Source organism: Protofrankia sp. BMG5.30 (genome assembly GCF_001983005.1).
GTDB classification, from domain to species: Bacteria; Actinomycetota; Actinomycetes; order Frankiales; family Frankiaceae; genus Protofrankia; species Protofrankia coriariae.
Genome location: NZ_MOME01000002.1, coordinates 15,605 through 40,184, shown reverse-complemented (window position 1 = coordinate 40,184; position 24,580 = coordinate 15,605). Strand labels below are relative to the sequence as shown.

20 protein-coding genes and 1 tRNA gene are annotated in these 24,580 nt (G+C 70.3%); 13 read left to right on the top strand and 8 right to left on the bottom strand.

The window, feature by feature from the left end:
* From BL254_RS00390 to BL254_RS26685, 3 genes are all read left to right on the top strand, one after another.
* The coding region (locus tag BL254_RS00390; RefSeq protein ID WP_139342102.1) for a tetratricopeptide repeat protein at nt 1-298 on the top strand (298 nt) is incomplete at its 5' end.
* 237 nt (nt 299-535) lie between these two features.
* Nucleotides 536-808, top strand: a complete 273-nt coding sequence (locus BL254_RS00385; RefSeq protein WP_047224566.1) for a type II toxin-antitoxin system VapB family antitoxin — start codon at nt 536-538, stop codon at nt 806-808.
* Nucleotides 809-916: 108 nt separating this feature from the next.
* Nucleotides 917-1,069, top strand: a complete 153-nt coding sequence (locus tag BL254_RS26685) for a hypothetical protein (RefSeq protein ID WP_157180593.1) — start codon at nt 917-919, stop codon at nt 1,067-1,069.
* Between the two features lie 52 nt (nt 1,070-1,121).
* Here the strand turns inward: BL254_RS26685 and BL254_RS00380 are convergent, their stop codons facing one another.
* The 3 genes from BL254_RS00380 to BL254_RS28910 all read right to left on the bottom strand — a co-directional run bounded on the left by BL254_RS00380 (nt 1,122) and on the right by BL254_RS28910 (nt 5,121).
* Nucleotides 1,122-3,089, bottom strand: a complete 1,968-nt coding sequence (locus BL254_RS00380; RefSeq protein WP_076842190.1) for an AarF/ABC1/UbiB kinase family protein — start codon at nt 3,087-3,089, stop codon at nt 1,122-1,124.
* A 167-nt stretch (nt 3,090-3,256) separates the two neighbouring features.
* Nucleotides 3,257-4,468: a ThiF family adenylyltransferase gene (locus tag BL254_RS00375; protein WP_076842189.1), complete on the bottom strand. Its 1,212-nt coding sequence runs from the start codon at nt 4,466-4,468 to the stop codon at nt 3,257-3,259.
* A 491-nt stretch (nt 4,469-4,959) separates the two neighbouring features.
* Nucleotides 4,960-5,121 carry a DUF5679 domain-containing protein gene (locus BL254_RS28910; protein WP_013872414.1) on the bottom strand — a complete coding sequence of 54 codons (162 nt, stop codon included), beginning with the start codon at nt 5,119-5,121 and terminating at the stop codon, nt 4,960-4,962.
* Nucleotides 5,122-5,566: 445 nt separating this feature from the next.
* On the opposite strand from BL254_RS28910, the gene BL254_RS00370 reads away from it, so the two are divergent.
* A complete protein-coding gene (locus tag BL254_RS00370; protein WP_076842197.1) occupies nt 5,567-6,367 on the top strand; it encodes an enoyl-CoA hydratase/isomerase family protein in 801 nt (266 codons plus the stop codon).
* A gap of 233 nt (nt 6,368-6,600) precedes the next feature.
* Here the strand turns inward: BL254_RS00370 and BL254_RS00365 are convergent, their stop codons facing one another.
* Nucleotides 6,601-8,052 carry a zinc-dependent metalloprotease gene (locus tag BL254_RS00365; RefSeq protein WP_076842188.1) on the bottom strand — a complete coding sequence of 484 codons (1,452 nt, stop codon included), beginning with the start codon at nt 8,050-8,052 and terminating at the stop codon, nt 6,601-6,603.
* Nucleotides 8,053-8,436: 384 nt separating this feature from the next.
* On the opposite strand from BL254_RS00365, the gene BL254_RS00360 reads away from it, so the two are divergent.
* The 3 genes from BL254_RS00360 to BL254_RS00350 all read left to right on the top strand — a co-directional run bounded on the left by BL254_RS00360 (nt 8,437) and on the right by BL254_RS00350 (nt 10,370).
* Nucleotides 8,437-8,931 carry a molybdenum cofactor biosynthesis protein MoaE gene (locus tag BL254_RS00360; RefSeq protein WP_254857648.1) on the top strand — a complete coding sequence of 165 codons (495 nt, stop codon included), beginning with the start codon at nt 8,437-8,439 and terminating at the stop codon, nt 8,929-8,931.
* A gap of 13 nt (nt 8,932-8,944) precedes the next feature.
* The gene (locus tag BL254_RS00355; RefSeq protein WP_086055349.1) at nt 8,945-9,223 is read left to right on the top strand and encodes a hypothetical protein; all 279 of its coding nucleotides are present in this window, start codon (nt 8,945-8,947) and stop codon (nt 9,221-9,223) included.
* Between the two features lie 106 nt (nt 9,224-9,329).
* Nucleotides 9,330-10,370 carry a PDZ domain-containing protein gene (locus BL254_RS00350; protein WP_047222711.1) on the top strand — a complete coding sequence of 347 codons (1,041 nt, stop codon included), beginning with the start codon at nt 9,330-9,332 and terminating at the stop codon, nt 10,368-10,370.
* A gap of 130 nt (nt 10,371-10,500) precedes the next feature.
* Here the strand turns inward: BL254_RS00350 and BL254_RS00345 are convergent, their stop codons facing one another.
* Entirely contained in the window at nt 10,501-11,007 is a 507-nt protein-coding gene (locus BL254_RS00345; RefSeq protein WP_047222710.1) for a PPA1309 family protein, read from the bottom strand.
* 96 nt (nt 11,008-11,103) lie between these two features.
* Here BL254_RS00345 and BL254_RS00340 point away from each other — a divergent pair, with 96 nt between their 5' ends.
* Both BL254_RS00340 and BL254_RS00335 read left to right on the top strand, forming a co-directional pair.
* Nucleotides 11,104-14,079 carry a UPF0182 family protein gene (locus BL254_RS00340; protein ID WP_047222709.1) on the top strand — a complete coding sequence of 992 codons (2,976 nt, stop codon included), beginning with the start codon at nt 11,104-11,106 and terminating at the stop codon, nt 14,077-14,079.
* 197 nt (nt 14,080-14,276) lie between these two features.
* Nucleotides 14,277-14,353 (top strand) — tRNA-Met (locus BL254_RS00335).
* A 357-nt stretch (nt 14,354-14,710) separates the two neighbouring features.
* Here BL254_RS00335 and BL254_RS00330 read toward each other — a convergent pair.
* Complete coding sequence (locus BL254_RS00330) at nt 14,711-15,442, bottom strand: hypothetical protein (protein WP_139342101.1); 732 nt, start codon at nt 15,440-15,442, stop codon at nt 14,711-14,713.
* Nucleotides 15,443-15,699: 257 nt separating this feature from the next.
* Nucleotides 15,700-15,957, bottom strand: a complete 258-nt coding sequence (locus BL254_RS00325; protein WP_076842195.1) for a hypothetical protein — start codon at nt 15,955-15,957, stop codon at nt 15,700-15,702.
* 289 nt (nt 15,958-16,246) lie between these two features.
* Between BL254_RS00325 and BL254_RS00320 the strand changes: the two genes are divergently transcribed.
* Entirely contained in the window at nt 16,247-17,635 is a 1,389-nt protein-coding gene (locus tag BL254_RS00320; RefSeq protein ID WP_047222708.1) for a spermidine/putrescine ABC transporter substrate-binding protein, read from the top strand.
* Nucleotides 17,636-17,770: 135 nt separating this feature from the next.
* Here BL254_RS00320 and BL254_RS00315 read toward each other — a convergent pair whose 3' ends face one another.
* A complete protein-coding gene (locus BL254_RS00315) occupies nt 17,771-19,021 on the bottom strand; it encodes an aspartate aminotransferase family protein (protein ID WP_254857646.1) in 1,251 nt (416 codons plus the stop codon).
* A gap of 704 nt (nt 19,022-19,725) precedes the next feature.
* On the opposite strand from BL254_RS00315, the gene BL254_RS00310 reads away from it, so the two are divergent.
* From BL254_RS00310 to BL254_RS00300, 3 genes are all read left to right on the top strand, one after another.
* Complete coding sequence (locus BL254_RS00310; RefSeq protein ID WP_076842187.1) at nt 19,726-21,132, top strand: aspartate aminotransferase family protein; 1,407 nt, start codon at nt 19,726-19,728, stop codon at nt 21,130-21,132.
* 521 nt (nt 21,133-21,653) lie between these two features.
* Nucleotides 21,654-23,084, top strand: coding sequence for a gamma-aminobutyraldehyde dehydrogenase (locus BL254_RS00305; RefSeq protein ID WP_076842186.1), 1,431 nt, complete (start codon nt 21,654-21,656; stop codon nt 23,082-23,084).
* A 109-nt stretch (nt 23,085-23,193) separates the two neighbouring features.
* A complete protein-coding gene (locus BL254_RS00300; RefSeq protein WP_083730729.1) occupies nt 23,194-24,264 on the top strand; it encodes an alpha/beta fold hydrolase in 1,071 nt (356 codons plus the stop codon).
* The last annotated feature ends 316 nt before the right edge of the window (nt 24,265-24,580 follow it).

The window sequence follows — 24,580 nt, the reverse complement described above, 5'->3', positions numbered from 1 at the left end:
GACGGTGGGGCGGGTGGCGGAGGCCATCGGCCTGTACGAGCAGACCCTCACCGACCGGCTGCGCGTCCTCGGCCCCGACCACCCCGCCACCCTGACCTCCCGCCACAACCTCGCCTACGCCTACCGGACGGTGGGGCGAGTGGAGGAAGCGATCGGCCTGTACGAGCAGGCGCTTGCCGACAGTCTGCGGGTTCTCGGTCCTGGGCATCCGCTGGTCGYCACGATCAGGGACAACCTGGCCGCTGCCACCGGTGCCGCGGAACGCCCGGGATGGATCAGGAGACTTCTCAGACGGTGACCATGGGCGCTCCCGTCGCTGGTGGGCCATCCGGGTCGGGTCACACAAAGCGGGCCTGGCTGGTGAGTGAGGCTGACCGTGGACCGGGCCGGCAGCACGCGTCGCGGAACGGTTCCGCGGGCTCGGCGACCCGTCCCGGTTGCCGTCTGACGGTCGATGGCCGGGGCCGGCGCCGGTGCTCGCCGAGCTCGGCCATCGGCCCGGACCGTAATCATTCAGTGATGGTAGAAATACACCATGGCTCTGAACATCGAGGATTCAGAGACCGAACAGCTGGCCACCGATGTCGCGGCGCTGGCCGGCGAGACCAGGACCCGGGCGATCAGTGTGGCGCTGAGGGAACGGTTGGCAAGGCTCACCGCCGCGCGGGCAACGACGGGCCACGGCATGCGGCTGTTGCGCTTCCTCACGGACGAGGCATGGCCCCAGATCCCCCAGGGCGCGCTCGGGCACGCGCCAACCAAGGCCGAACGGGAGCGGATTCTCGGCTACGGCCCGGAAGGCGTGTGATCGTCCACAGCCCCGCCATCGTGGCGGTCCTGCTACGCGAGCCAGGATGGCGGACTCTCCTCGACCAGCTCGCCACCGCCGACGGCCCCCAGGCGTCGGGGCACTCACGTGGCGGCCTTCGCCGATCTTGCCGGTGAGCTGTCGGATCCTGACGCGGAACTGCCGTTCACGTTGCCCGACGCCGAGCGTTTCGCCGCCGCGGCGGGCTGGCTGGGCATCGGCCCTGACAACGAGGTCGTCTACGCCCATCTGCCTGGCTGACCGCGTGCTCTGGCTGGCGGCGGGTGGGTTCCGCGGGGCTGCCCCGGGCGGCTCAGGTGCTGTCGGGGGCAGCTGCGGGCGGGGTGTGGGTGGCCGTGGTGTGGGTGACGGAGTGGGCGGCGTTGTCGGGCGGGGTGTTGTCGGGGACTGCCGCGGCGGAGACGGTCTGCTCGTCGGTGGCGCCGCGGGGCCTGGGCGGAGCTGGGACCTTCGGCTGCTTCGGCTGCCTGGCCCGTTTCGGCTGCCTGGGCGGGGCGTCGGCGTCGGAGGGCGGCGTGCGCGGGGCGGGCGCGCGGGCCGGGCCGTCAGCCGGGCCGCCGGCCAGGTCATCGGCCGAGGACGACCGCTGTGCGGCGGGGCGGCGTCCCTGCCGCGCCGCCGCACGCCGGGGCGGATCAGCGGCCCTGTCGCCGTCGTGGTCAAGCCCGGCCCTGCCGTCGCTGCCGTGGCCGTCGCTGGTATCGCGGCTGTCGGTGGTGCCGTGGCCGTCGCCGGTGCCGTGGCTGTCGGTGGCGTCGCGGTCGTCGGCCGCCGTCGAGGGCGGTGGTATCACTACCCGGGTGTCCGGTAGCCGCGGCGGGACGAACAGGCCCTGCGAGGAGGCCGACGCCAGCGGCCGGATCATGCCGGCGCTCATTTCGACGGCGAGCTCCGGCAGCTTGCGGCCGGGCCGGTTCGCCCGGGCCGCGTGCTCGGCCGCCGCCGATCCGGGTTGGGCGAAGCCGGGCTGCCAGTACTCCATCTCGGCGCGGAACGCCCCCGCGCTGCCGAGCTGGCAGAGGATGCCGATCGCGCCCAGGGTGACGCGGTGCATCAACAGATAGGAAGGGGGCAGGTTGAGCAGGCGGCCGAGCTGGGCCGCGGGGGAGCGGGGGTCGCCCAGCCGGATGGCCTCGCCTCGCAGCCAGTCGCGGGAGAAACGGAACGTCTCGGTGGCGACGGGCTCGAGGAGCGGTACCAGGTAGTCAAGGAGGTCCGCCGGTTTCATCTTCACCGTCGGCAGGATGAACCGCTCCGCCCGCAGGCCCGCCAGGACCGCATCCCCGTTGCCGTCCAGCGCCAGCCGGCTGAGCCGGCCGACGGGTTCGGGCAGCCCGTCCGGGAGGCGGTTGACCGCGCCGAAGTCCAACACGCCCAGACGGCCGTCCGGCAGCAGCCGGAAGTTGCCGGGATGCGGGTCGGAGTGCAGCAGCCCGGCCCGCGCCGGGCATGAGTACAGGAAACGCACGAGCAGCAGCCCGGCCCGGTCACGTTCGGTGTCCGTGCCACTGTTTATGATCGTTGACAGGGGTTTGCCGTCGATCCACTCTGTGACCAGCACATGGTCGGTCGCGGCGACGGCGCTGGGCACGTGGATGTCGGGGTCGTGGTCGAACGCTTCGGCGAAGGCCGTCTGCCAGGCCGCCTCCAGGCGGTAGTYGAGCTCCTCGAGGATGCGCTCCTTCAGCTCGGCGACCAGCGGCTTGATGTCCAGACCGGGGGCGATGGCGCTGAACARCCGAGCCGCGCGCCCGAGCTGGGTGAGGTCGCTGAGCAGCGCCGGGCCGATGCCCGGATACTGGATCTTGACGGCGACATCTCGGCCGTCCGCCCACACGGCGCGGTGTACCTGGCCGATGCTGGCGGCGGCGGCCGGCGCGTCGTCGAAGCTGCGGAAGTTCGTCTGCCAGTCCGTGCCGAAGTCGCAGGCGAGCACCCGGTGGACCGAAGCCGCGGGCAGGGCGGGCGCGGTGTCCTGGAGCTTGGTCAGCGCCGCCCGGTAGGGCCGGGCGATCTCCTCGGGCAGTGCCGCCTCGAAGACCGACAGCGCCTGCCCGAGCTTCATCGCGCCGCCCTTGAGCTCCCCGAGGACGCGGAAAACCTGGGCGGCGGTCCGCTGCTGCAGCTCCGTGGCGACGATCTCGGCGGGGCGCCCGCCGAGTCGCTTACCCGCGCCGATCGTGGCCCGCCCGGCGAAGCCGAGAGGGAGGCTTGCCAGCTTGGCGGTGCGGACGACCGCGCGTTTTGGGATTTCGGACACAACTCCATCGTGCCTGTTCTGCGGGCGGGAGACAGGAGGGAACGCCGCTTGGAATTTTAATACTACTCTCTGTAGTCGAGGTGGTTGGCCTGGCTGATGGCGGACCGGTGGCGGGACCCCGCTCCGCCTGGTCACGACGCTCGTTTGGTCGCGATGCTCGTCTCTGGTCACGATGCTCGTTGCGTCCGCTCGAGGGTGTCGGCCTCGTCTGGATCCCCGCCCACCGCATCCTCGTCCACCGGCCAGCCGCCGGCTGCCCCGGTGCTCGCGGCTGCCATCCGCCGGGCGCTGYGGCAGGGGCACGAGGGGTGGATCGACCACGATCGGCGTCTGAGTCGAAGATCGGAGATTGTTATCTCCAGCGTCCCGTCGATGGTCGGCAACTCGTCGACCGTCGGTCGACACGGCTGCTCCGACACCTGGGCCTGACCGGGGCGGGCGATGCCACGGTCGCTGTGGTCGACAAGGGTGAGCGCCTGCATGGCGGTGAGCCCGGCGGCGACGGTGGCCAGCGCCACGTCGCAGGCATCGATCCCGGTGTCCGGACGGCGGGACATCTGCAGGGCCAGCAGCGGCCAGGACGGTTCCATCGCGTGGCGAAGCAGATGCTGGCAGTGCAGACACGAGGTCACTCCGGGCAGGACGAGCGGTCCGATCACCGCGGTGGTCTCACGAACGCCGGCAAGCAGATGCGGGATGCCGGAGCGTTCCAGCTCAAGCGCCTCCTGCGGGTGGACGACCGGTATGCCGGCCGGTGTGACGACGACCAGATCGGGGCGAAACGGCGCTGGATGCCGGCACTGGCGTGACGTGTGCGGGCGTGTCACCCGCGCGATCGCCGCGGTGGCGGCGACCGAACGGGGCCGCCCGACGTCGTCGAGACGGGCTCCGCCCGGCGCGACATCGGCCGCCCTGGTCGTACCGGTGTCGTCGACGACCACCTGCCCGACCCCGGCGGCGGCCAGCAGGGCCGCCACCTGAGCGCCGATCCGGCCCGCTCCGCGGACCTGGATCCGGGCCCGGCCGCGGGCCGCCATCGCTCGCCGGGCATGCCTCGGGTCGGCCGAGCCCAGGGCCATCGCGGCCAGGTCCGGCTGGAGGCGCTCCTGGTCCAGCACGGGTGGTGAGGACTGACCGGCCGGGCCGGCGTCCGCCAGCAGGCCCGTCCGCTCCAGCAGGAGGACGAGCTCCGCCCGGGTGGCGTCCAGCGAACTGAGGACCTGCTCACGGGAGCGGGTACCGTCCAGCAGGTCGAGCACGGAGGCGTCCCGCGCTGTCAGCCCGCCGAGGACGATCGCCCGCGCCGGGTCGACACCGATCTGGAGGGTGGATCCGTCCCGCCAGAGCCGGCGCAGGCCGGGTTTGAGCATGGGGCGCATCGGCGTCCTCCCCGACAGCAGGTGACCGGATCGTGATCATATGGTCTCATGCTGTTCCCCGCTGTGAATATATGTCCGTTTTTCTGTGGATATGCAACCGGCGCCGAGGAGGGTGCGCCGGTGGTTGTGGACAAGTCCCTGCCAGGCCGCGGTCGCCGCAGAGGCCCGCCTGTCACCATGTGGCGTTGCCGAGTGACGCGCCGAGACGGTTGGTGCTGACGCTGYCCACCTGGATGGGCAGCGCCTGTGCGCGGCCGCCCGGAGAGTCGGCTATTGGCTGCCGGGCCGCGTGCTCATCCGGGCGAGCGGCCACCCGTGCGCGTGCCAAGACGGTTCTCGCAGACGGCGGCGTCGGGAGCCATGGCCGCGGGAGGGCCGTACAGCCGCCGAGCGCGCGATGATCCGCCGTGCGCTCGGCGGCCTCGGGGGATCCGCCCGGCCTGGGGATCAGAGCCTGGGGACGGACCATCCCTCGGGGGACTGTCGGGGAACTATGAGGCTGGCGCCTTGCCGAGGATTCTGTTGATCGTGGTTCCGCAGACCGGGCAGGTGCCCCGCGCCATCCGGCGCCCGGACTCGCTCACCCGGACCTCACCCTGGTAATGCCGTTTGTCCTTGCATTTGACGCAGTAGCCCTCGTACGTCTCYGCCACTCGTTCTCCCTCTCACCGGCGCCCRCTGACGGGCCGCGGGTTCGTAACGAAGCGCAACGAAGAAAGCCGGCACCAACAGCCGGCCGGGAGCCATCCTCCTCAGGCCGGGAATCCCGCCGCGCGCCACCCCCTGGCCGGGGCCGCGGCTGGTTTTCCGTTGTCCCACAGTGGTTGCCGTGTTCGCCGCCTGCTCCCGCGGCAGTAGCGGAGCTGGCGGCGGAGCCGATGGTGGCCCAGTGGTGGAGTCGGTGATGGGAAAGTGGTGGGCCGATGATGGGCCATGGTGGAAGCGGTGCGTGTCCGGTCATGTCCGACAGCACCGGAAGCCGGGAGGCTCTACGCTCGGGAGGGCCGCTGACGGGGCGGGAAAAACACGACCGCGCCGCCTTCGCCCATATCAACCAGGCAACATCAATCAGACAACGTGGGCCTTCAGGAGTCGATTGTGTCCGAACCGCTGCTGGTCGAACGTCCCGCCGACGGCGTGGTCCTGCTGACGTTGGCCCTGCCCGAACGGCGCAACGCGATGACCGTGGCGTTGACCGCGGCATGGTCGGCGGTGCTGGACGAGATCGGTGCCGATCCTGATGTGCGGGCCGTCATCGTCACAGGGCAGGGGCGCGCGTTCTGCGCGGGCGGCGACCTCGACTGGATCGACCCGAGGCGCAACGTCGACTCCGGCGCGGACCGGCTGCGGGCGAAGATGCTCCCCTTCTACCGAACCTGGCTGAAGATCAGATCGCTGGAGGTGCCCACGATCGCCGCGGTGAACGGCGCCGCGGTGGGCGCCGGCCTGTGCCTGGCGCTTGCCTGTGACCTGCGGTTCGCGGCCGAGGGAGCAACCTTCTCCGCTCCCTTCACCCGGCTGGGGATGCATCCGGGGATGGCCGCCACCCGGCTGCTGCCGGAGGCCGTGGGGGTGCTGCGGGCCCGCGAACTGATCTTCACCGGGCGGGCCGTCGACGCGCGGGAGGCCGTGGACATCGGTCTGGTCAACGCGGTGGTGCCGGCCGTCGACCTGGTCGCCACCGCGTTGGAGACCGCGCTGCGGATCGTTGCGGCGGCCCCGGTCGCGACCCGGCTGGCCAAGGTCGCGCTGCGGGGTGAGGACGACATCGAGCAGGTGCTGCAGTGGGAGGCGCTCGCCCAGGCCACGACCATGGCCAACGGTGAGGCCGCCGAGGGGATCCAGGCACAGCTGGACCGGCGGCCGCCTTCGTTCGCGCCGGTGGTCGCCGCCAGCTGACGCTGGGCGGTCGCGGGGCTGGCGCCGGCAGCCGTGCCGCGGCCGGCTTGCCCGGCCGGCCCGCGCGTCCCTGCCCGACCGGCCGGTGCGTCGCGGTGGGTAGCGACGACACATACGTCGGATGGGGAGAAACCCCCGGCATGCGGTTGAACTCTCCAGCTTCCCCTTCTGGAGGGTTCTCCGATGACCGGGGGTTTCGTGCCCGTCAAGCTATGGCCGCATGGTGGTTACGGTCAACGACCGCCGCGCGGACCATCGGGCGGATCCGGGTCGTGTGTGCCTCCTGGCCCGGGCGGCTCGTCCGGCGGCTCACCCGGTGACTTTGGCGGCGGGGTGTCCCGGAGCCGCTCGAGCTCTGAGATGGGGTCACCCAGAGTGCTGGCGGTATCGCTGGTGGCGAACCGCTGCGGGTCGGCGAGATCGTCGGCGTCCGGGAGCAGGTCGGGATGGGCCCACAGCGCGTCCCGCCCGTCGATCCCTCTGGCCTCGCCCACGGCGGCCCACAGCGCGGCTGCCTCGCGCAGCTTGCGGGGACGCAGGTTGAGGCCGACGAGCGTGGCGAAGGTCTGTTCGGCCGGCCCGCCCTCGGCCCGTCGCCGGCGCACCATCTCGCGCAGCCTGGACGCCGCCGGCAGGTTCTTCGCCGCGGCGGCGTCGGTGACCGTCTCCACCCACCCCTCGATCAGCGCGAGGATCATCTCGAGGCGGGCCAGCGCCGCGGTCTGCTCGGGCGTGGTCGCGTCGTCGAAGACGTCACCACCGAGCGCTTCGGCGAAACTCGCCGGGTCCATCAGCCGGGACGGATCCATCAGCCTGGACGGGTCGAGCATCGTCATCGCCCGCGAGACCGCGTTCGGGTCGACGGTGATACCCCGCGCGTACTCCTCGACTGTGCCGAGGACGTGCCCGCGCAGCCACGGGACGTGGGCGTACAGACGCTGGGACGCGGCTTCGCGCAACGCCAGGTAGATCCGGACCTCGGTGGGGTCGACCTCCAGGCCGGTGCCGAACGCCTCGACGTTGGCCGGTACGAGCGCGGCCGTGCGGGCCGGGCCCAGCGGCAGCCCGACGTCGGTGGCGGAGACCACCTCGCTGGCCAGCAGGCCCATCGCCTCGCCGACCTGGGCGCCGAACAGCATCCCGCCGATTCTGTTGATCATCTGGATGATCGGGCCGCCCGCGGACGCGAGCTGGCCCAGGTCAAGACCGGGCGGGAGCTGCGCGGCGAGCTCCGGTGGCAGCCCGGCACCGAGATCGCCTATCTGCGCGAGCCCGCCGGAGATACCGCCGCGCATGGCCTCGGCGACCCGGGCGGCCACCGGATCGCACAGCGTCCGCCAGACGGGCAGCGTCACCTCGATCCATCTGCCCCGCGTCCACCCCTCGGCGGCCGTGGCCCCGGCAGGCAGGGTCGTCACGGGGTCGAGCCAGACGTCGGCGAGCCGGACGGCCTGCCGGACGGCCTCGACGTCGGCATCGGTGACGGCCCGGTCGCCATCACCGAGGGTGCGTACCGCGACCTGGCGCGCGAGCTCCCAGTTGACCGGTCCGTCGTGCCAGGACAGCAGGCGTTCGAGTTCGGCGAAGAACGGGGCTCCGGTGCCGAACGGCATGCCGGAGCCGCCACCCGAGCCGCCCGAGGACGAACCGCCCGGAGTGAAGCCGAAGGGGAAGYCGCCGCTCATCGCCGCCGTCCCCGCCGGGAGGAGGTGCGCTGCGGTTCATGGACCCTGGATCCGGACATGCACCAACGGTAGTGCGTTTTCCTGGCGATGCCGAAACGACGTCACCGGGATTATCGACGGGGCGGCCCATGAGCGCCGGTGAAAGCCACGAGCCGGACAACCCGTCCGCCGGCCGCCGCTGGATCCCACCGTCGTCCCAACTGTCGTGTTCCGGCTGTCACGTCCCAACTGTCGCGTTTCGGCTGGCGGCTGCCCCGGCCGTCGGTGAGCTCCGTCTCCACACCCGTCGGGTGTCGGTACCGGGACATCCCCGGCGACGTCCGCGGCAGCTCGAGGCCGGCACCGTCCGGGTGAGTGCTCTGCGGTCGGGTTACGGTCGGGCACATGAGCGACATTGATATCCAGGCTGGATCCGGCTTGCGCCGCGGTGTCCGCGACGCGGCTGGCCGGCCGAGCGTGGGACGGGTCGTCCTCGGGTCGATACGGGCGGAGGAACTGTCGGTCGACGAGTGCCTGCGTGCCGTCCGCGGGCCCGGAGTGGGGGCGGTCGCGCTCTTCGTGGGCACGGTACGCGACCACGACCATGGGCGTGCGGTCGCCGAACTGGAGTACACCGCCCACCCGCGTGCCGGAGCCGAGATCGCACGGGTGGCGGCCGKCGTGGCTGCCGCCCACCCGGTGCTGGCCGTTGCTGTCACCCATCGCACCGGTCTGCTCGGTATCGGTGACATCGCCGTTGTCGTCGCGGTGGGCGCCGTGCACCGTGACGAGGCGTTCGCGGCCTGTCGTCACCTGATCGACGAGGTCAAGGCCCAGGTGCCGATCTGGAAGCGGCAGGTCTTTACGGATGGTTCGTCGGAGTGGGTGGGCGCCTGCTGAACCTGCCTCTACCATGAAGGTCGCCTCCCTTCCCCGTCTCGACGCTGAGGCCGCCATGTGGTTCCTGCTTATTCCGCCTGTCGCCGTCCTGGTCACCCTTGTCTGGTTCGCCCTGCGTTCGCGCCCGGAACGCCGGCCCGAAGCACTGATCACCGTTGAGGGCTACCGGCGCAGCATGGCCGCTCTGGCGCGGCCGCTGCACTCGTCCCGTGACCCGTCCAGTCATGATCGGAACGGGACGTTCCGAGCCGGCGGCCGCCCACCGGACCCGCGGTCGCCGGACGCGCCGTAGCCGCCCGTCCGTGCTGGATCCGCTCGCGTGGCCGGGTCGTTGCGGGCCCGCGAGCGCCTGCGCCACATTCATGATCGACTTTTTGTCAACCCGCTAGACTGCGAACATGACGCGGCGTATCCAGACACTCGTTGTTGCGTCCACGTTGTCGTTACTGCTCGTGGTCATTGGGCTGTGGCTGCCGGTGCCGTTCGTGCTGCTCTCGCCTGGGCCGGTCACCGACACGCTCGGACGTCCCGACGGCAAGCCGCTGATCGAGATAGAGGGCCGGCAGACCTACCCGACCTCGGGGCGGCTTGAGCTGACGACGGTCGAGGAGATTCCCCGGCTCAACGTCCTCGGCGCGGTCCGCGGCTGGCTCAACAGCGACCAGGCCGTGGTGCCCCGGGAACTGGTCCAGCCGCCGGGCACCAGTGACGAGCAGATCCGCCAGGAGAACACCGCGGCAATGATCGACTCGCAGGACCAGGCGACCGCCGCGGCTCTCGGTGAGCTCGGTGTCGCCGCGACCGGGACGTCCGTGGTCGTCTACCGGCTCGGTGAGCGCTCGCCCGCCGAGGGCAAGCTGCTGCCGGGCGATGCGATCGTGTCCGTCAACGGCACCGCTGTCACCACCCAGGGGCAGTTGCGGGACGAGATAGCGCGGGTCCGCCCCGGGCAGCCGGTGACCATCTCCTACGTCCGGGACGGCGGCGAGCCCGCGCGGGCCGACATCACAACGGTGCCCGCGCCGGACGACCAGGGCCGACCGGTCATCGGGATCATCACCACCGAGAAGCGCAGCTACCCGTTCACGGTGACGATCAGGCTCAAGGACGTGGGCGGACCGAGCGCCGGGCTGATGTTCGCTCTCGGCATAGTCGACCTTCTCGGGCCCGAACAGCTCACCGGCGGCCAGACGATCGCGGGCACCGGCACCATCGACGCCGCCGGCACGGTCGGGCCGATCGGGGGCATCCAGCAGAAGCTCCTCGGCGCCCGCCGGTCCGGTGCGGTGGCCTTCCTCGTCCCGGCCGGGAACTGCGCGGACGCCCGGGAGTCCGCGCCGGACGGCCTCCGGCTCATCCGGGTCGAAACGTTGAAGGACGCCATCGGCGACCTGCACGCCCTAGCCGACAACCCGCAGGCGAACGTCCCCACCTGCTGAACAACATCCCATCCGTCTGAGAAGCCCCACCCGCCTGAGAACAACCGTCCCGAGTGGCCGGTTGCCGGCCACCCGACGGACGCACCGGCCGGCAGGCCCGCCCCGGTCGGGAAACGGGCGGCCGGTGCGGTCAGTGAAAGGTTGCGAGCAGGCCGTCCACGAGGCCGTCGGCGAGATCCGGGTCGACCACCAGTTCCTCGTCCCCACGCACCCGCAGGCAGGACGCGTGCTGCCCGTCGCGGGTCACTCCGACCGCGAGCCGCACGTCCTGGCGTTCGGGATGGCTGGCCGCCCAGAGTTCGATGTCCGCCTCCTCGTAGGGGGCTTCCTGCTCGGCGCTCGGGGGCAGCACGACGAGTTCGGTGACCAGGACGCAGCCGAGAACCTCCGGCGGCCAGCCGATGCCGGCCAGTACCTCGTCGAGGCGCCCGACGGGCAGGGGCTCCTGCTCGACCGGGGTGAGCGAGCCAGGGACGATCTGGCCGACGTGCGCGGCCAGGGCCGGCTCACGGGCGATGAGGTCAGACGTGTCCGCCAGCGCGTACACCTGACTGGGCTGGTCCCAGCCCAGATCGGCCACGTGCCGCTCGACCTCCAGCACAACGGAGGTCAACTCACTGATGTCGGGGCTGCTCACTAGCCCATCCTCTCCGATGGTGCCAGTCGGGCACTGGCGTAGGTTGCCTTCCAGGTGGACAACCCGGTCGTGTGCCCCCGACACAAGGAGAAGCGAGTGGCAGCAGCCCGCAGGCCACTGGTGGCGCGTACCCGCATCCTCATCCCCACTCTGGTCGTGCTCATCGTTCTGGTCGTTCTGCTCGGCGTCTTCACCCGGGTCTACACCGACCTGCTCTTCTTCCGGTCGGTCGGCTTCGGCAAGGTCTTCAACACCGTCCTGTCGACGCGGATCCTGTTGTTCGTCATCTTCGGCGCGCTGATGGCTGTCGCGGTGGGCGCCAACCTGCTGCTCGCGTACCGGCTGCGGCCGTCGGTACGCCCGCTCTCCCTCGAGCAGCAGAATCTCGAGCGCTACCGGGCCGCCATCGAACCGTACGCGGTCCTGATCCTGTTCGGCGTGTCGATCCTGTTCGGCATCGTAGCGGGTGTCTCGGCGTCCGGCCGGTGGCGGACCTGGCTGTTGTGGCGCAACGGTGAGTCCTTCGGACAGCAGGACGCCCAGTTCCACCGGGACATCAGCTACTACGCCTTCACCTACCCGTTCCAGCGTTTCCTGCTCGGCTTTCTGTTGACCATCGTGGTGCTGTCGTTGCTGGTGACGCTGGTGACGCACTACCTGTTCGGCGGTATCCGGCTGCAGACGCAGGGTGAACGGGTGGTGCCGGCGGCGAAGGTGCACATCTCCGTCCTGCTGGGCCTGCTGGCCCTGCTGAAGGCATGGGCCTACTACCTCGACCGCTTCGGGTTGGTCTTCTCCTCACGCGGGGCGGTGCACGGAGCGTCCTACACCGACACGCACGCGGTACTTCCCGCGAAGCTCATCCTGCTGTTCATCTCGCTGCTGTGCGCGGTGTTGTTCATCTACAACATCTTCCAGCGGGGATGGACGCTGCCCCTGCTGTCCGCCGGAATACTGGTGCTGTCCGCCCTGGTGGTGGGAGGTATCTACCCGGCGATCGTCCAGCAGTTCCAGGTCCGGCCGAACGAGGCCTCCCGGGAGGCGCCCTACATTGCCCGGAACATCGCGGCCACCCGCGCCGCGTACGGGATCGACCAGATAAGACCGCAGCCCTACGACGCGTCCACCACACCCGACACCACCAAGCTCGGCGCGGACTCGGCGACGCTGTCCAACGCCCGCCTGCTGGACCCGAACGTGCTCTCCGCGACCTACGACCAGCTCCAGCAGATCCGCGGCTACTACGGGTTCCCGGCCTCGCTCGACATCGACCGCTACGCCATCGCCGGCTCCGACGGGCGTGAGGGCACCCAGGATTACGTGGTCTCCGTCCGTGAGCTCGACCAGGGCGGTCTCGCGCCGCAGCAGCGGAACTGGATCAACCTGCATCTGACGTACACCCACGGCAAGGGGTTCGTCGCGGCGCCGGCGAACACCGTCGACAGCTCCGGGCGCCCGGTCTTCACCGAGCAGAACCTGCCGCCGACCGGCCCGCTGAACGTGCGGGAGAGCCGGGTCTACTTCGGCGAGATGTCCCCGGACTACTCGATCGTCGGCACCCGGCAGGCCGAGATCGACGGGCCGGGCGACGCCGCGGGCAGCCAGGCGACGACCAGCTACGACGGCAGCGGCGGCGTCTCGATCGGCTCGACGTTCCGGCGGGCCCTGTTCGCGTTGCGCTTCCAGGAGAAGAACATCCTGCTGTCGAGCGACATCACCGACAGCTCCCGGATCCTCTACGTGCGTAACCCGCGGGACCGGGTGAGCAAGGTCGCACCCTGGCTGACCCTGGACGGCGACCCCTACCCGGCGGTCATCGACGGCCGGGTGACATGGATTCTCGACGGCTACACGACCACCGACGGATATCCCTACGCCCAGCGCCGCACCCTCGACTCGGTGACCGCGGACGCGGTGACCACCCGGGTGGCCAACCGGGCCAACCAGGCCGCGAACGAGGTCAACTACATCCGGAACTCCGTGAAGGTCACCGTCGACGCCTACAACGGGACCGTCGCGCTCTACGCCTGGGACGAGGCGGATCCCGTCCTGAAGACCTGGATGAAGGCGTTCCCGGGCAGCGTGAAGCCGAAGAAGGACATTCCCGCGTCCCTGCTGAGCCATCTCCGCTACCCGGAGGACCTCTTCAAGGTGCAGCGGGACCTTCTCGCCTCCTACCATGTGACCGATCCGCGTGAGTTCTACTCACAGGAGGACTTCTGGGCGGTTTCACCGGCCCCGGACGACCAGAACCAGACACAGCCGCCGTTCTACGTCTACAGCCAGCTGGTCGGGCAGTCGCAGCCCACCTTCAACCTGACCTCCCCGCTGCTGGCGCGGGCATCGTCGAAACTCGCCGCCTACATGGCGGTGTCGAGCGATCCCGGCAGTTACGGCGAGTTCCAGGTCCTGCAACTGCCGAAGGGCGTCACGATCAACGGGCCGGTCCAGGTGCAGAACCTCATCGAGTCCAACGCGAAGATCTCCCAGGAGCTCAACCTGCTACGAGGCCAGGGCTCCCGGACCATTCAGGGGAACCTGCTGACCCTGCCGGTGGCGGGCGGGCTGCTCTACGTCGAGCCGTACTACGTCCAGGCGCGGGAGAACGCCGTGTATCCGACCCTGCAACGGGTGGCGGCCGTCTACGGCGAGAACATCGGTTTCGCGCCGACCCTGGGCGAGGCGTTGAGCCAGGTCTTCGGCACGACTCCCGACAGCACGCCCGGCGGCGGTACGGGCGGCACAGGTGGTACGGGACCGGAGAGCCCCCCGCCGGGCGGCGGCACGAACGATCCGCAGATCCGGCAGGCGATCACCGACGCCGACCGTGCCTTCACCGCCGGGCAGGACGCGCTGCGCAAGGACCCGCCCGACTTCACCGCCTACGGCAACGCGCAGAAGGATCTCGCGGACGCCCTGGACCGGTTGGGACGGCTGACCGCGGCGCCACCGCCACCGTCGCCGCCGGCAGGCCCCGAGCCGCCGCCTTCTCCGCCGCCGGCCGCCGCCCCCGACGCCGCGCCGGCCGCGCCACCGACCACCGTGGCGCCGGCCGGGGCGCCGGGAGGGTAGCCGTCCGCCGGGAGCCCGGGAGGACCGTGTGGCCCCGCTGAGGCCGGGCCCACTGAGGCCGGGCCCGGTTCCGCGTATCGCGTGGCCGGGCCCGGCCGTCGGGGCCCGCGGGCGACTGGCTGGCAGCCCATCGGAAGACTCGATCACGTCCGTTTGACACCCCCCACCCCGCGTCTTGTATGGTGAAGGCACACCGACGCGGGGTGGAGCAGCTCGGTAGCTCGCTGGGCTCATAACCCAGAGGTCACAGGTTCAAATCCTGTCCCCGCTACCAAAGAAAATCCCGGAAGTCAGACGACTTCCGGGATTTTCTATTATCTGCGGGCGGTTTGGTGAGCACCGTCGTCCGCAGGGGCGACGCCGTCGAGGACGTACGCGCCGCCCATCGGTGGGTCACACCGACCACCGTGGCCGGCTGGAGGCCACAGTCGCAGGTTCGGCCAGACTCCCCGACTCCGCCCCGGGACCGGCGGGGAACCGCCGAGCGGCGGCTCCTCAGGCCGCCGCGGCGACCATGGACAGAGCGGAATGCCGTCAGATCTCACCTGTTCGTCTCAGGTTCAGATACAAGAACGAGGCTGCTGACACCTTCACGGAGCGCCAGGGGTGTGGAAGCTGTGTGGCTGGGGTTTCAGGTGAATTTCACCGAGCCGCAGGTGAGGTTCTGCGGTGGTGGGGTCGGGGTTGACTGGCCGCGGGTGATCAGGCGGGAGTCGGAGAAGTTGTAGAAGGTGGCGCGGCCCTGATAGCTCCTGCCGTCGGTGCTGGTGCCCGTCCAGATCTCGATCGCGGCGGCCGGTGACTGTGTGCGGCGGCATCCCCATTTCGCCGCGTTCCGCAGCGAGGCGCCGTAGGGCAGCGACGCCTGCTGCCCGTCGAGCGTGACCAGCCGCAGCCGGGAGCCGACATATCGGAAGACCGTTGCCGCCTGCAGCCCCGCACCCCGGTCGACCCGGACGAACACCTCCGCGTGCCCGTCCCGGTCCGCGTCGACCGAGCCGAGTACCCCCTGCACCGTCAGGTCCGGGTTGCCCTGGAAGGGAACCTCGTCGGTGTGGCCGGTCGCGTAGCGGACGCGGAGCGTGCCAGCGGCGGGAAGGGCGATCGAGTCCGTGCGGCCGTCGCCGTCGACATCGCCATCCCGCGCCGGGGAGGCGCTGGCGGACGCCGTTGCCAGCGGCGTGGAGCGCTGCGTTCCCGTAGTTCCCGTCCGATTGCTGTCGGACGACTTCGAGACATGCGACGATCGCCCGCTGGACGAGCGGCTGCTACCGCTGCTGCTACCGTTGCAGCCCGCCACCAGCAGGAGCGCCGCGGCGACCACCAGGGTGACGGGAACAGCGGATGGCACGGACACACGCATGATGCTCCCCACAGCCGTAAAAGCTTTCATCCGGTATATCCGCTGACTCGGATGAATACGAGGTCATCGTGCCGCGGTGAGCCTGTCCGGATATCGACAGCGTAAAATCGCCGTCAGCCTGTTGAGATTCGATGAATACCGTCGGAATGCGGCGGGACGCCGGCCGGTCTTCGTGTCCGGCGGCGAGGGCGGGACGGTTGTTGTTCCGTCACGTCGCGTTCCACTGGGCCGGTGCCGTGGGTCCAGGTGCCGTGGGTTCAGGTGCCGGGGGTGCRCCAGGGGCTTGCGGGGCGTAGCAGGTCGGCCGAACGCAGCAGCACCTCGGCGAGCAGGCGGGCCTCTTCGGGCGTGAGGTAGGCGGCGGCGAGGGCGTCGAGCATCGGGGCGTCCAGACGTAGCAGGATCACCGGAGCCTGTCCCGCGGCGGCCGGTGGTTCGGGCCGGACCGTGATCTCTGCCTGACCGATCCGGGTGGTCAGAACCCCGTCGTGTGGATCGTGATGAACCAGCGCCATGGTCATCCACTCCTCCCGAACCGAACTGGTTCCGGCTGTCGCACATGTTGGACTCTCGTCCACTGGTACTGGTTGCTCCGATTGGACGTCGGTTTTCCGACCGCGGCCGCGGGAACAGCATGATCATCGTGCTGGCGGCGTGCTGGCGGTGTCCGTACCGTGGGGCCACATTGTGGTCCTAAAAGTAGTCATCCGGACACGCAGTTGAATATAGGCGAGAGAGACATCGATCGTAATCAGCGATCAGCAGTGGTGTCGCTACTTTTCGTCTATTTTTGGAGAGGTCGAGATGACGCCGAGCTCCGGAGGCTCCGCCGCCGACACGCCGGACAGGGGCCGCTGTGATCCCTGCCATCCCGCCCTGCTGCGCGGCCTGACCATGCCACGCACATCCACGCGCCGGGGGGCACACAGACGGCCGGTAGCGGGCCGGAGCGGGATCGGGCGGCGGGAGTTCCTCGGCCTGGCCGGCCTGAGCCTGTCCGGCGCGCTGGCCGGCGGTGGCGCCCTGCTGGCGGCATGCAGCAAGGAGCACCCCGCACCGCCGCCGCTGCCCCCGGAACCGAGTCCGCTGCCGGCACGCGGCATCGCCGAGTACTGGGCCGGCCGGACACCGGCCGGTCATTTCGACTTCGCGAACTGGCCGCTGTACATCGACACCTCCCCGGGCCAGCCCAACAGCCATCCGACRCTCGACGTCTTCACCAGCACAACCGGCATCACGGTCTCCTACCGCGAGGCCATCGAGAACGACGAGTCGTTCTACGCGGGGATCCGACCGTTGCTGGAGGCGAGCCGCCCGACCGGCTACGACCTGATGGTCATCCCCAATGGGCAGGTGCTCGCCGACCTTATCCGGCGCAACCACCTGGCGCCGCTGGACGCGGGCCGGCTGCCGGCCTTTTTCGCCAACGCGGACGAGAGCGTGGTGAATCCCTCCTACGACCCGAACAACCGGTTCACGGTCGCCTGGCAGTCGGGGATCACGGGGATCGCCTACGACCCCAACCGTACCGGCCGGGAGATCAACAGCTTCCGTGACCTGTTCGACCCGGCCTTCGCGGGCCGGGTCGGGATGTTCGGGGACGCTCGGGACCTGCCGAACTTCACCCTGGTAGGCATGGGGATCACACCGGAGACCTCGACGCCGGCGGACTGGCAGAAGGCCGCGGAGCTCCTGCGCCGGCAGCGGGACGCCCGTATCGTCCGCGACTACTACCAGCAGGATTACATCGAGCCACTCAAGAAGGGGGACATCTGGCTGTCCATGGCCTGGTCCGGGGATATTTTCCAGGCCAACTCCGAGGGCGCCGACCTGCGTTTCGTGATTCCCGCCGAGGGCGGCATCCTGTGGACCGACAGCATGTGCATCCCGGTCACCGCGCCACATCCGGTGGACGCCATCACCTTCATGAACTTCGTCTACCAGACCGACATCGCCGCGAAACTCGCCGAAGGCATCAACTACATCACCCCCGTCCCGTTCGCGCGGGATAAGATCATCCGGGACGCGGGCGCCGCCAGCGGACCCGCGCAGGCACAGATGGTCGCCACCGCCGACAGCCCGCTGGTTTTCCCGGTCCGCTCGGATCTTTCCCGGCTCCGGCGCTACCGCGTCCTGACCCAGCTCGAGGCCGTCGAGTGGAACAGTCTGTTCCAGTCCGTCTACCAGCCCTGACGTCTACCAGCCCTGACGGCCCCGGCCATCAGGGCCTGATGGCCGGCCCCGCGCCCGGCAGCCGCCACCGGTGCGGGCCCTGTCGGGCGCGGGGCCGACGCGGGCTTCGGGCCCGGATCGGATGCCGGAGCCGGATCAGGCCCCGGGACCGGGGCCGGCGTCGAGGGCCGCCCGCAGCGCGTCCGACAGCGTGTCCACCTCGGCGAGGTCAACGACCAGCGGCGGGCAGAAGGCGAGGGTCGACGCGCCGATCGGACGGACGATGACACCGTGGGCGAGCATGCGGTCGCGGGTCGCGGTGGCGTCCACCCCGGCTGGCAGGTCGACCGCCCACATGGCGCCGCGGCCGCGCACGTCGGTGAGGCCGTGCGTCCGCGCCACCGAGCGCAGCCCGGCCGCGAGGCGGTCACCTATCGCGGGCGCCCGGTCGATCAGGCCCTCGGACTCCAGCAGGCCGATGTTGGCGAGCGCGGCCGCGCACGCCGCCGGATGCCCCGCGTAGGTGCCGCCGTGCCGCAGCACCACATCCGGACGGCCCAGCGGCTCGTGCACGGCAGGGCCGAGGAGCACCCCGCCGAGCGGCTGGTAGCCGCTGGTGACGGCCTTGGCGAACGTGACGATGTCGGGCCGGACGCCGAAGTGGCCCGCGCCGAACCAGTTCCCCAGCCGCCCGAATCCGGTGATCACCTCGTCGAGGATGAGGAACGCGCCATGACGGTCGCACAGCTCGCGCAGTCCGGTGAGGTAGCCCGGCCGCGGCGGGTGGACGCCACCGGCACCGATCACCGGCTCGGCGATCACCGCGGCGACCCGGCCGTGGTTGYCGGCCAGCACCGCGCCCACCGCGTCCAGGTCGTCCTTGCCGACCTGGACAACGTCGCCGACCCCGGGGCCGAATCCCTCCCGGTTGGCCGGTAGGCCGGTCAGGGTCATCCCGCCGTAGGTGACGCCGTGATAGCTCGGGGAGCGGCTGATGATGATCGTCCGCTCCGGTCGGCCCGCGAGGGCGTGCGCGAGACGGGCGATCTTCACCGCGCTGTCCACCGCCTCGGACCCGCCGTTGGTGAGGAAGACCCGCGCCTGTGGCATGGGCGCGAGCGCGGCGAGCCGTTCGGCGAGCGCCTCGGCCGGGGCGTTGGTGAACCGCTCGAAGAGGTGGAACGCGTCCAGCTCCCGCAGTTGTGCCGCGATCGCCTGGATGATCTCCTCGCGGCCGTGTCCGACCGCGCAGTACCACAGGCCTGCCATCCCATCGAGGTAGCGACGGCCGGAGTCGTCCGTGACGTACGCGCCCTGGCCGGAGACGATCCGCAGGAACGACCCCGCGGGCGTCGCCGGACGCGCGAACGGGTGCAGCAGCGGCCCCGGTCCCGCCGGTTCCTCCACCGTGGGATGTGACTGGGCGGGGTGCGGCTGAGCGGCGGATCGCGGCTGGGTGGGGTGTGACGCGGGCGCGGGGTGTGGCATGCAGGCAAGTAGCGCACGTCCCGGGCATCGTCGCAACAGCCCCGCCGTCCCGCCGGCTCGTTCTGCCGGCTCGGTCCGGCTGGGGCTCCGGCGCGTGATACGGGCATGGCGCAGGCACGGTGCGGGTGTGGCGCGGACGCGGTGTGCGCACCGCCTGTCGGGTGCCTGTCGGGTGCCTGTCGGGTGCCTGTCGGGTGCCTGCCGGGGCCCCGCCCGGATGATGATGGCGGGGCAACGCCGTCCCTGTGGGGCCTCTCCGCATCGGACCGGGCGAACCGGGAGTAAGCATGACTTGTTTTGTCGGATACTTCCGCAAGTAACTGGCAGTCCGTAAGTAATAGGAATTCCGTAAGTAGCGGGAAGTCTGCCGGAGTGATTCATCCGGTATGGGCCCGGTATTTCCGGGCCGGTGGTCGGCGCGGATTCCTAGTGCTTCGCGCCAGGCCGGCGGTAGGACGGTCCTGTCTTTTGCGCGTCAGCCGTGGACCGGGTCGGCAGGTGCCGGGCGGGCTACGCTTTCCATACCGAGCGCCGGTGGTCCGAGTGGCCCGATCGAGTCCTCGCGATTTCCGGATTCCCAGGTCACTGGGAGGAAGCGAGGTCACTGGGAGGGGGCGCAGCACATGGCCGGAACAGCGTCCGAACCGAAGGAAGGCGCCTTGTCGGCCCGTCGCGACGAGCGGGTGGCCGCCCTGACCGAGCGTGAGGAACTGCGGCTACAGGCGCGCACCCCGGGCTCACGGGCGATGCACGCCCGGGCGGTGCGGTCGATGACCGGTGGGGTTCCGTCGTCCTACCAGGCCCGTGATCCCTGGCCGATCTACCTCACGCACGGGCGCGGTTCCCGGGTGTGGGACGTCGACGGCAGCGAGTACTGCGACTTCCACAACGGCTTCGGGTCGATGGTGCAGGGGCACGCGCACCCGGCGATCGTCCGGGCGGTGCGGGAGCGGATCGGGCTGGGCAGCCACTTCGCCATGCCGACCGAGGACTCCGTGATCGTCAGTGAGGAGCTGGCCCGTCGTTTCGGCCTGYCGCAGTGGCGCTATCTCAACTCGGGCTCGGAAGCGACGATGGACGCGATCCGGATCGCCCGGGCCGTCACCGGGCGCGAGACGATCATCAAGATCTTCGGCTCCTACCACGGCCACCACGACTACGTGATGGTCTCCATCGGCACCCCGTACGACGAGATCGGCCCGCCCGACAACATGGCGTCCCTCGCCTATGGCGAAGGCATACCGCGGGCCGTCGTCGACCTGACCGTGCCGGTGCCGTTCAACGACGCCCCGGCCATGGAACGGCGGATCGAGGCGCTCGCCGCCGACGGGCGACCACCGGCATGCGTGATCATGGAAGCCGCGATGATGAACCTCGGGGTGGTCCTGCCCGAGCCCGGCTACCTGGAAGCCGTCCGGGAGATCACCCGGCGTCACGGCATCGTGCTGATCTTCGACGAGGTCAAGACCGGGCTGTGCGTGGCGCCCGGGGGAGCGACCGAGCGGTTCGGCGTCCGGCCCGACATGGTCACCCTTGCCAAGGCGCTCGGCGGTGGCCTGCCCTCCGGCGCCGTCGGCGCGACCGTCGAGATCATGGAGGTGGTGGCGTCGGACCGGGTCAAACAGGTCGGGACGTTCAACGGCAACCCGCTGACCATGGCTGCGGCCCRGGCGAGCCTGCTGGAGGTCCTCACCCCGCAGGCCTACGCCTACCTGGACCGGCTGTGTGAGCTGCTGATCGCCGGCTGCGACGAGATCCTTCGCCGGCGCGGGCTGCCCGGCTACACGGTCGGGATCAGCTCGAAGGGCTGCGTCCACTTCACCGACGCGCCGATTCGCGACTACACCTCCTTCATGGCGCACCAGAACGCGGCGCTGCCGGAGCTCGCGTGGCTGTACAACGCCAACCGAGGCGTGCTGATGGCGCCGGGCCGGGAGGAGGAGTGGACACTGTCGGTGCAGCACACCGAGGCCGACGTCGACCGCTACCTGGACTCCCTCGACGCGCTGGTCCGAGACGTCACCTCATGACGGAATGTAACCGGCTGACGGAATATCACCGACCGACGGAGTATCGCCTACTGACGGAATGTCACCTCATGGCCGGAGGGCGTCACCCGCTGACGAAAACCACTGACCTGTGGGAATCGTCGGGCCGCCGGCGAGGGGCTCGCGGGCGCGTGGACGGCCCGATCGGTCGCCCGGGAGTGCCCGCGGGCGCGGTGGGGGATACCGAGGGAGGGCTGAGGATATCCGAGGGACTTCCTGAGAGGTGACTTAAGGATGACCAGGGATATGGCGCTCAAGGGATACTTCGGTATGATTTCCTCGCCAGATCCTTCTGACGAGGACGCAATCCGTGGTCTAGTCTGCCTGTCAGTGGCCTGCTCGCGCCCGGGGGTTCCGCGACCGGCCGAGGAACGCGCGTCCACAGCTCTTCTCGCGCACTCGGAGCCCGGCCRGGAACCTGATGCCGACGCCGGGTGGCAATCCGACCGACGCCGGCACGGTCCCAGGTCCGTTCGATCCATATTGGCTACCGGAGTGTGCGTATGGACAGGATTCTGACGAACTTCATTGGCGGTACCAGCGTTCCGGCGACGGGCGGCCGCACGATGCCGCTGGTGAACCCGTCCACCGCGGAGGTCTTCGCCGAAGCGCCCCTGTCCGGCCCGTCCGACGTGGACACCGCGGTCCAGACGGCCGCACGCGCCTTCGAGTCCTGGCGCGACAGCACGCCGAGCGAGCGGGCCAGAGCGCTGCTCAGGCTGGCCGACGCGGTCGAGGAGCGCGCCGCGGATCTCGTCCGGGCGGAGTGCGAGAACACCGGCAAGCCGATCGAACTGACCATGAACGAGGAGATCCCGCCGACGGCGGATCAGATCCGTTTCTTCGCCGGTGCCGCCCGGCTGCTCGAGGGCCGCTCGGCCGGGGAGTACCTGGCCGGTCACACCAGTTTCGTCCGCCGTGAGCCGGTGGGGGTCTGCGCGCAGGTCACGCCGTGGAACTACCCGATGATGATGGCGGTGTGGAAGTTCGCCCCGGCGATCGCCGCGGGGAACACCGTGGTCGTCAAGCCGTCGGAGACGACCCCGGTGAGCACGCTGCTGCTCGCCGAGATCGCCGCCGAGTTCCTGCCGCCCGGCGTCCTGAACGTGGTGTGCGGGGACCGGGACACYGGCCGGGCGCTGGTGGCCCACCCGCTGCCCGCGATGGCGTCGGTGACCGGCAGCGTCCGGGCGGGCACGGAGGTCGCCCGGACGGCCGCGGACTCCCTCAAGCGGGTCCATCTGGAACTCGGGGGCAAGGCGCCGGTCATCGTCTTCGACGACGTCGACGCCGAGGAGGTGGCGGAGGGGATCGCGGGCGCGGCCTACTTCAACGCCGGCCAGGACTGCACCGCCGCCACCCGGGTGCTGGCCGCCCCGGGCATCCACGACGATCTTGTCGCGGCCCTCACCGAGCAGGCGCGGGCGACGCGGACAGGGCCACCGCAGGAGCCGGCGGCGGCCTACGGCCCGTTGAACAATCTGGGCCAGCTCGGCCGGGTGCACGGCCTGGTGGAGMGCAGGCCGGCGCACACCGAGGTGCTCACGGGCGGGGAGCCCCTGGACCGGCCCGGGTTCTTCTACCCGGCGACGGTGGTCGCGGGCCTGCGCCAGGACGACGAGATGACCCAGAACGAGATCTTCGGCCCGGTCGTGACCGTCCAGCGGTTCAGCTCCGAGGACGAGGCGGTGGCCTGGGCGAACGGGGTCGAGTACGGGCTTGCCTCCAGCGTGTGGACGCGCGACCACGGGCGGGCCATGCGGGTCGCCCGCCGGCTCGACTTCGGCTGTGTATGGATCAACACCCACATACCGCTGGTGGCCGAGATGCCACACGGAGGCTTCAAGAAGAGCGGCTATGGGAAGGATCTGTCGATCTACGGTCTGGAGGACTACACCCGGGTCAAACACGTGATGAGCAACATCGAGTTCTGACCGGTTCGGGCTGTTGGAGGCCGGCCGGGTCGTGACGGTGCCACGGGCGGGCATCCCGCCACACCGCGCGGTACCCGGCCGACCGATGGCGAATGGTCGGAGGACGGCCATGGATGAGATTCGCACTCGTACGGCGCACGACCTGATCAGCCTGCCGGGTGACGGCCGGGACGACCTGGCCACGGCGGTGGACGGCACGGATGTGACGCGAGCCGTCCAGCCATCGGTCTCGTCGGGCTATGCCACCCGATATGTGACGGTGCACGGATATCGGAGGGCCTATATACGGGTGGGCCGTGGCCCGGCGTTGCTGSTCATCCACGGAGTCGGGGACAACTCGCAGAGCTGGCGCGGCATCGTTCCGCTGCTCGCGCGGGGGCGGACGGTGATTGTGCCGGACCTGCTCGGTCACGGTGAGTCCGACAAGCCGCGCGGTGACTATTCCATCGGCGGATACGCGTGCGGGATGCGTGACCTTTTGACGGTGCTCGGTATCGACCGGGTGACAGTGGTCGGTCATTCCCTGGGCGGCGGCATCGCCATGCAGTTCGCCTACCAGTTCCCCGAGCGTTGCGAACGGGTGGTACTGGTGGCGACCGGCGGGGTGTGCCCGGATCTGCATCCGGTACTGCGGACCGTGGCGACCACTCCCGGGTCGGGGCTGGTGCTTTCGCTGGCCACCGCGTCCCCGCTACGCCAGGTCGGCTGGGCRGTGACCCGGACGCTGCGATGGCTGCGCACCGATCTGGGCCGGGACGCCGACGACCTGATGCGGATGTTCGACAACCTGCACGTGAACACCGCCCGGGCGGCATTTCTGCGGACGCTGCGCTCCTCGGTGGACAGCCACGGCCAGGCAATCACCATGCTGGACCGTTGCTATCTTGCCGCCGGAATGCCATGTATGATCATCTGGGGTGAGCATGACGCGGTGATTCCGGTCGAGCACGCGCGGATCGCGCACGCGGCGATGCCCGGCAGCCGTCTCGAGATCTTCGAGGGTGCCGGGCATTTCCCCCATCACAGCGATCCGGAGCGCTTCCGAGCGGTACTGGAGGACTTTCTGGCCACCACCCGTCCGGCAACGTACTCCGCCCGGCAGTGGCGGGATCTGCTGTGCTCACGGGGACGGGTGGATCAACGGCCCACCCATGAGCGGGACATGGTCGGTTGCCGGTGACCGTCGGCGGCCGGTTCATCGGCGTCCGGCACCGGCAGCGCCGCYGGCACCGGCGGCACCGGCGGCACCGGCGGGGTGATGATGCGGACGGAGGCGGATCTGCCTGGCCACGGGGCCGGCCGGGAACCGGATGACCGAACCACGGTGAAGAAGGTGAGCTGGAAACGAAGACACGTCGATGCTCCGGTGGCCGGTGGTGAACGCACGGCGGTTGTCGCTTCAGGTTGTCGGCGTGCCGCTCGTGGGCATCGTCTTGTCAGGAGTTGTGTTTGAGTCGTACCCGCAACGGTTCATACTGGTGACAGCCTCGTGCTGT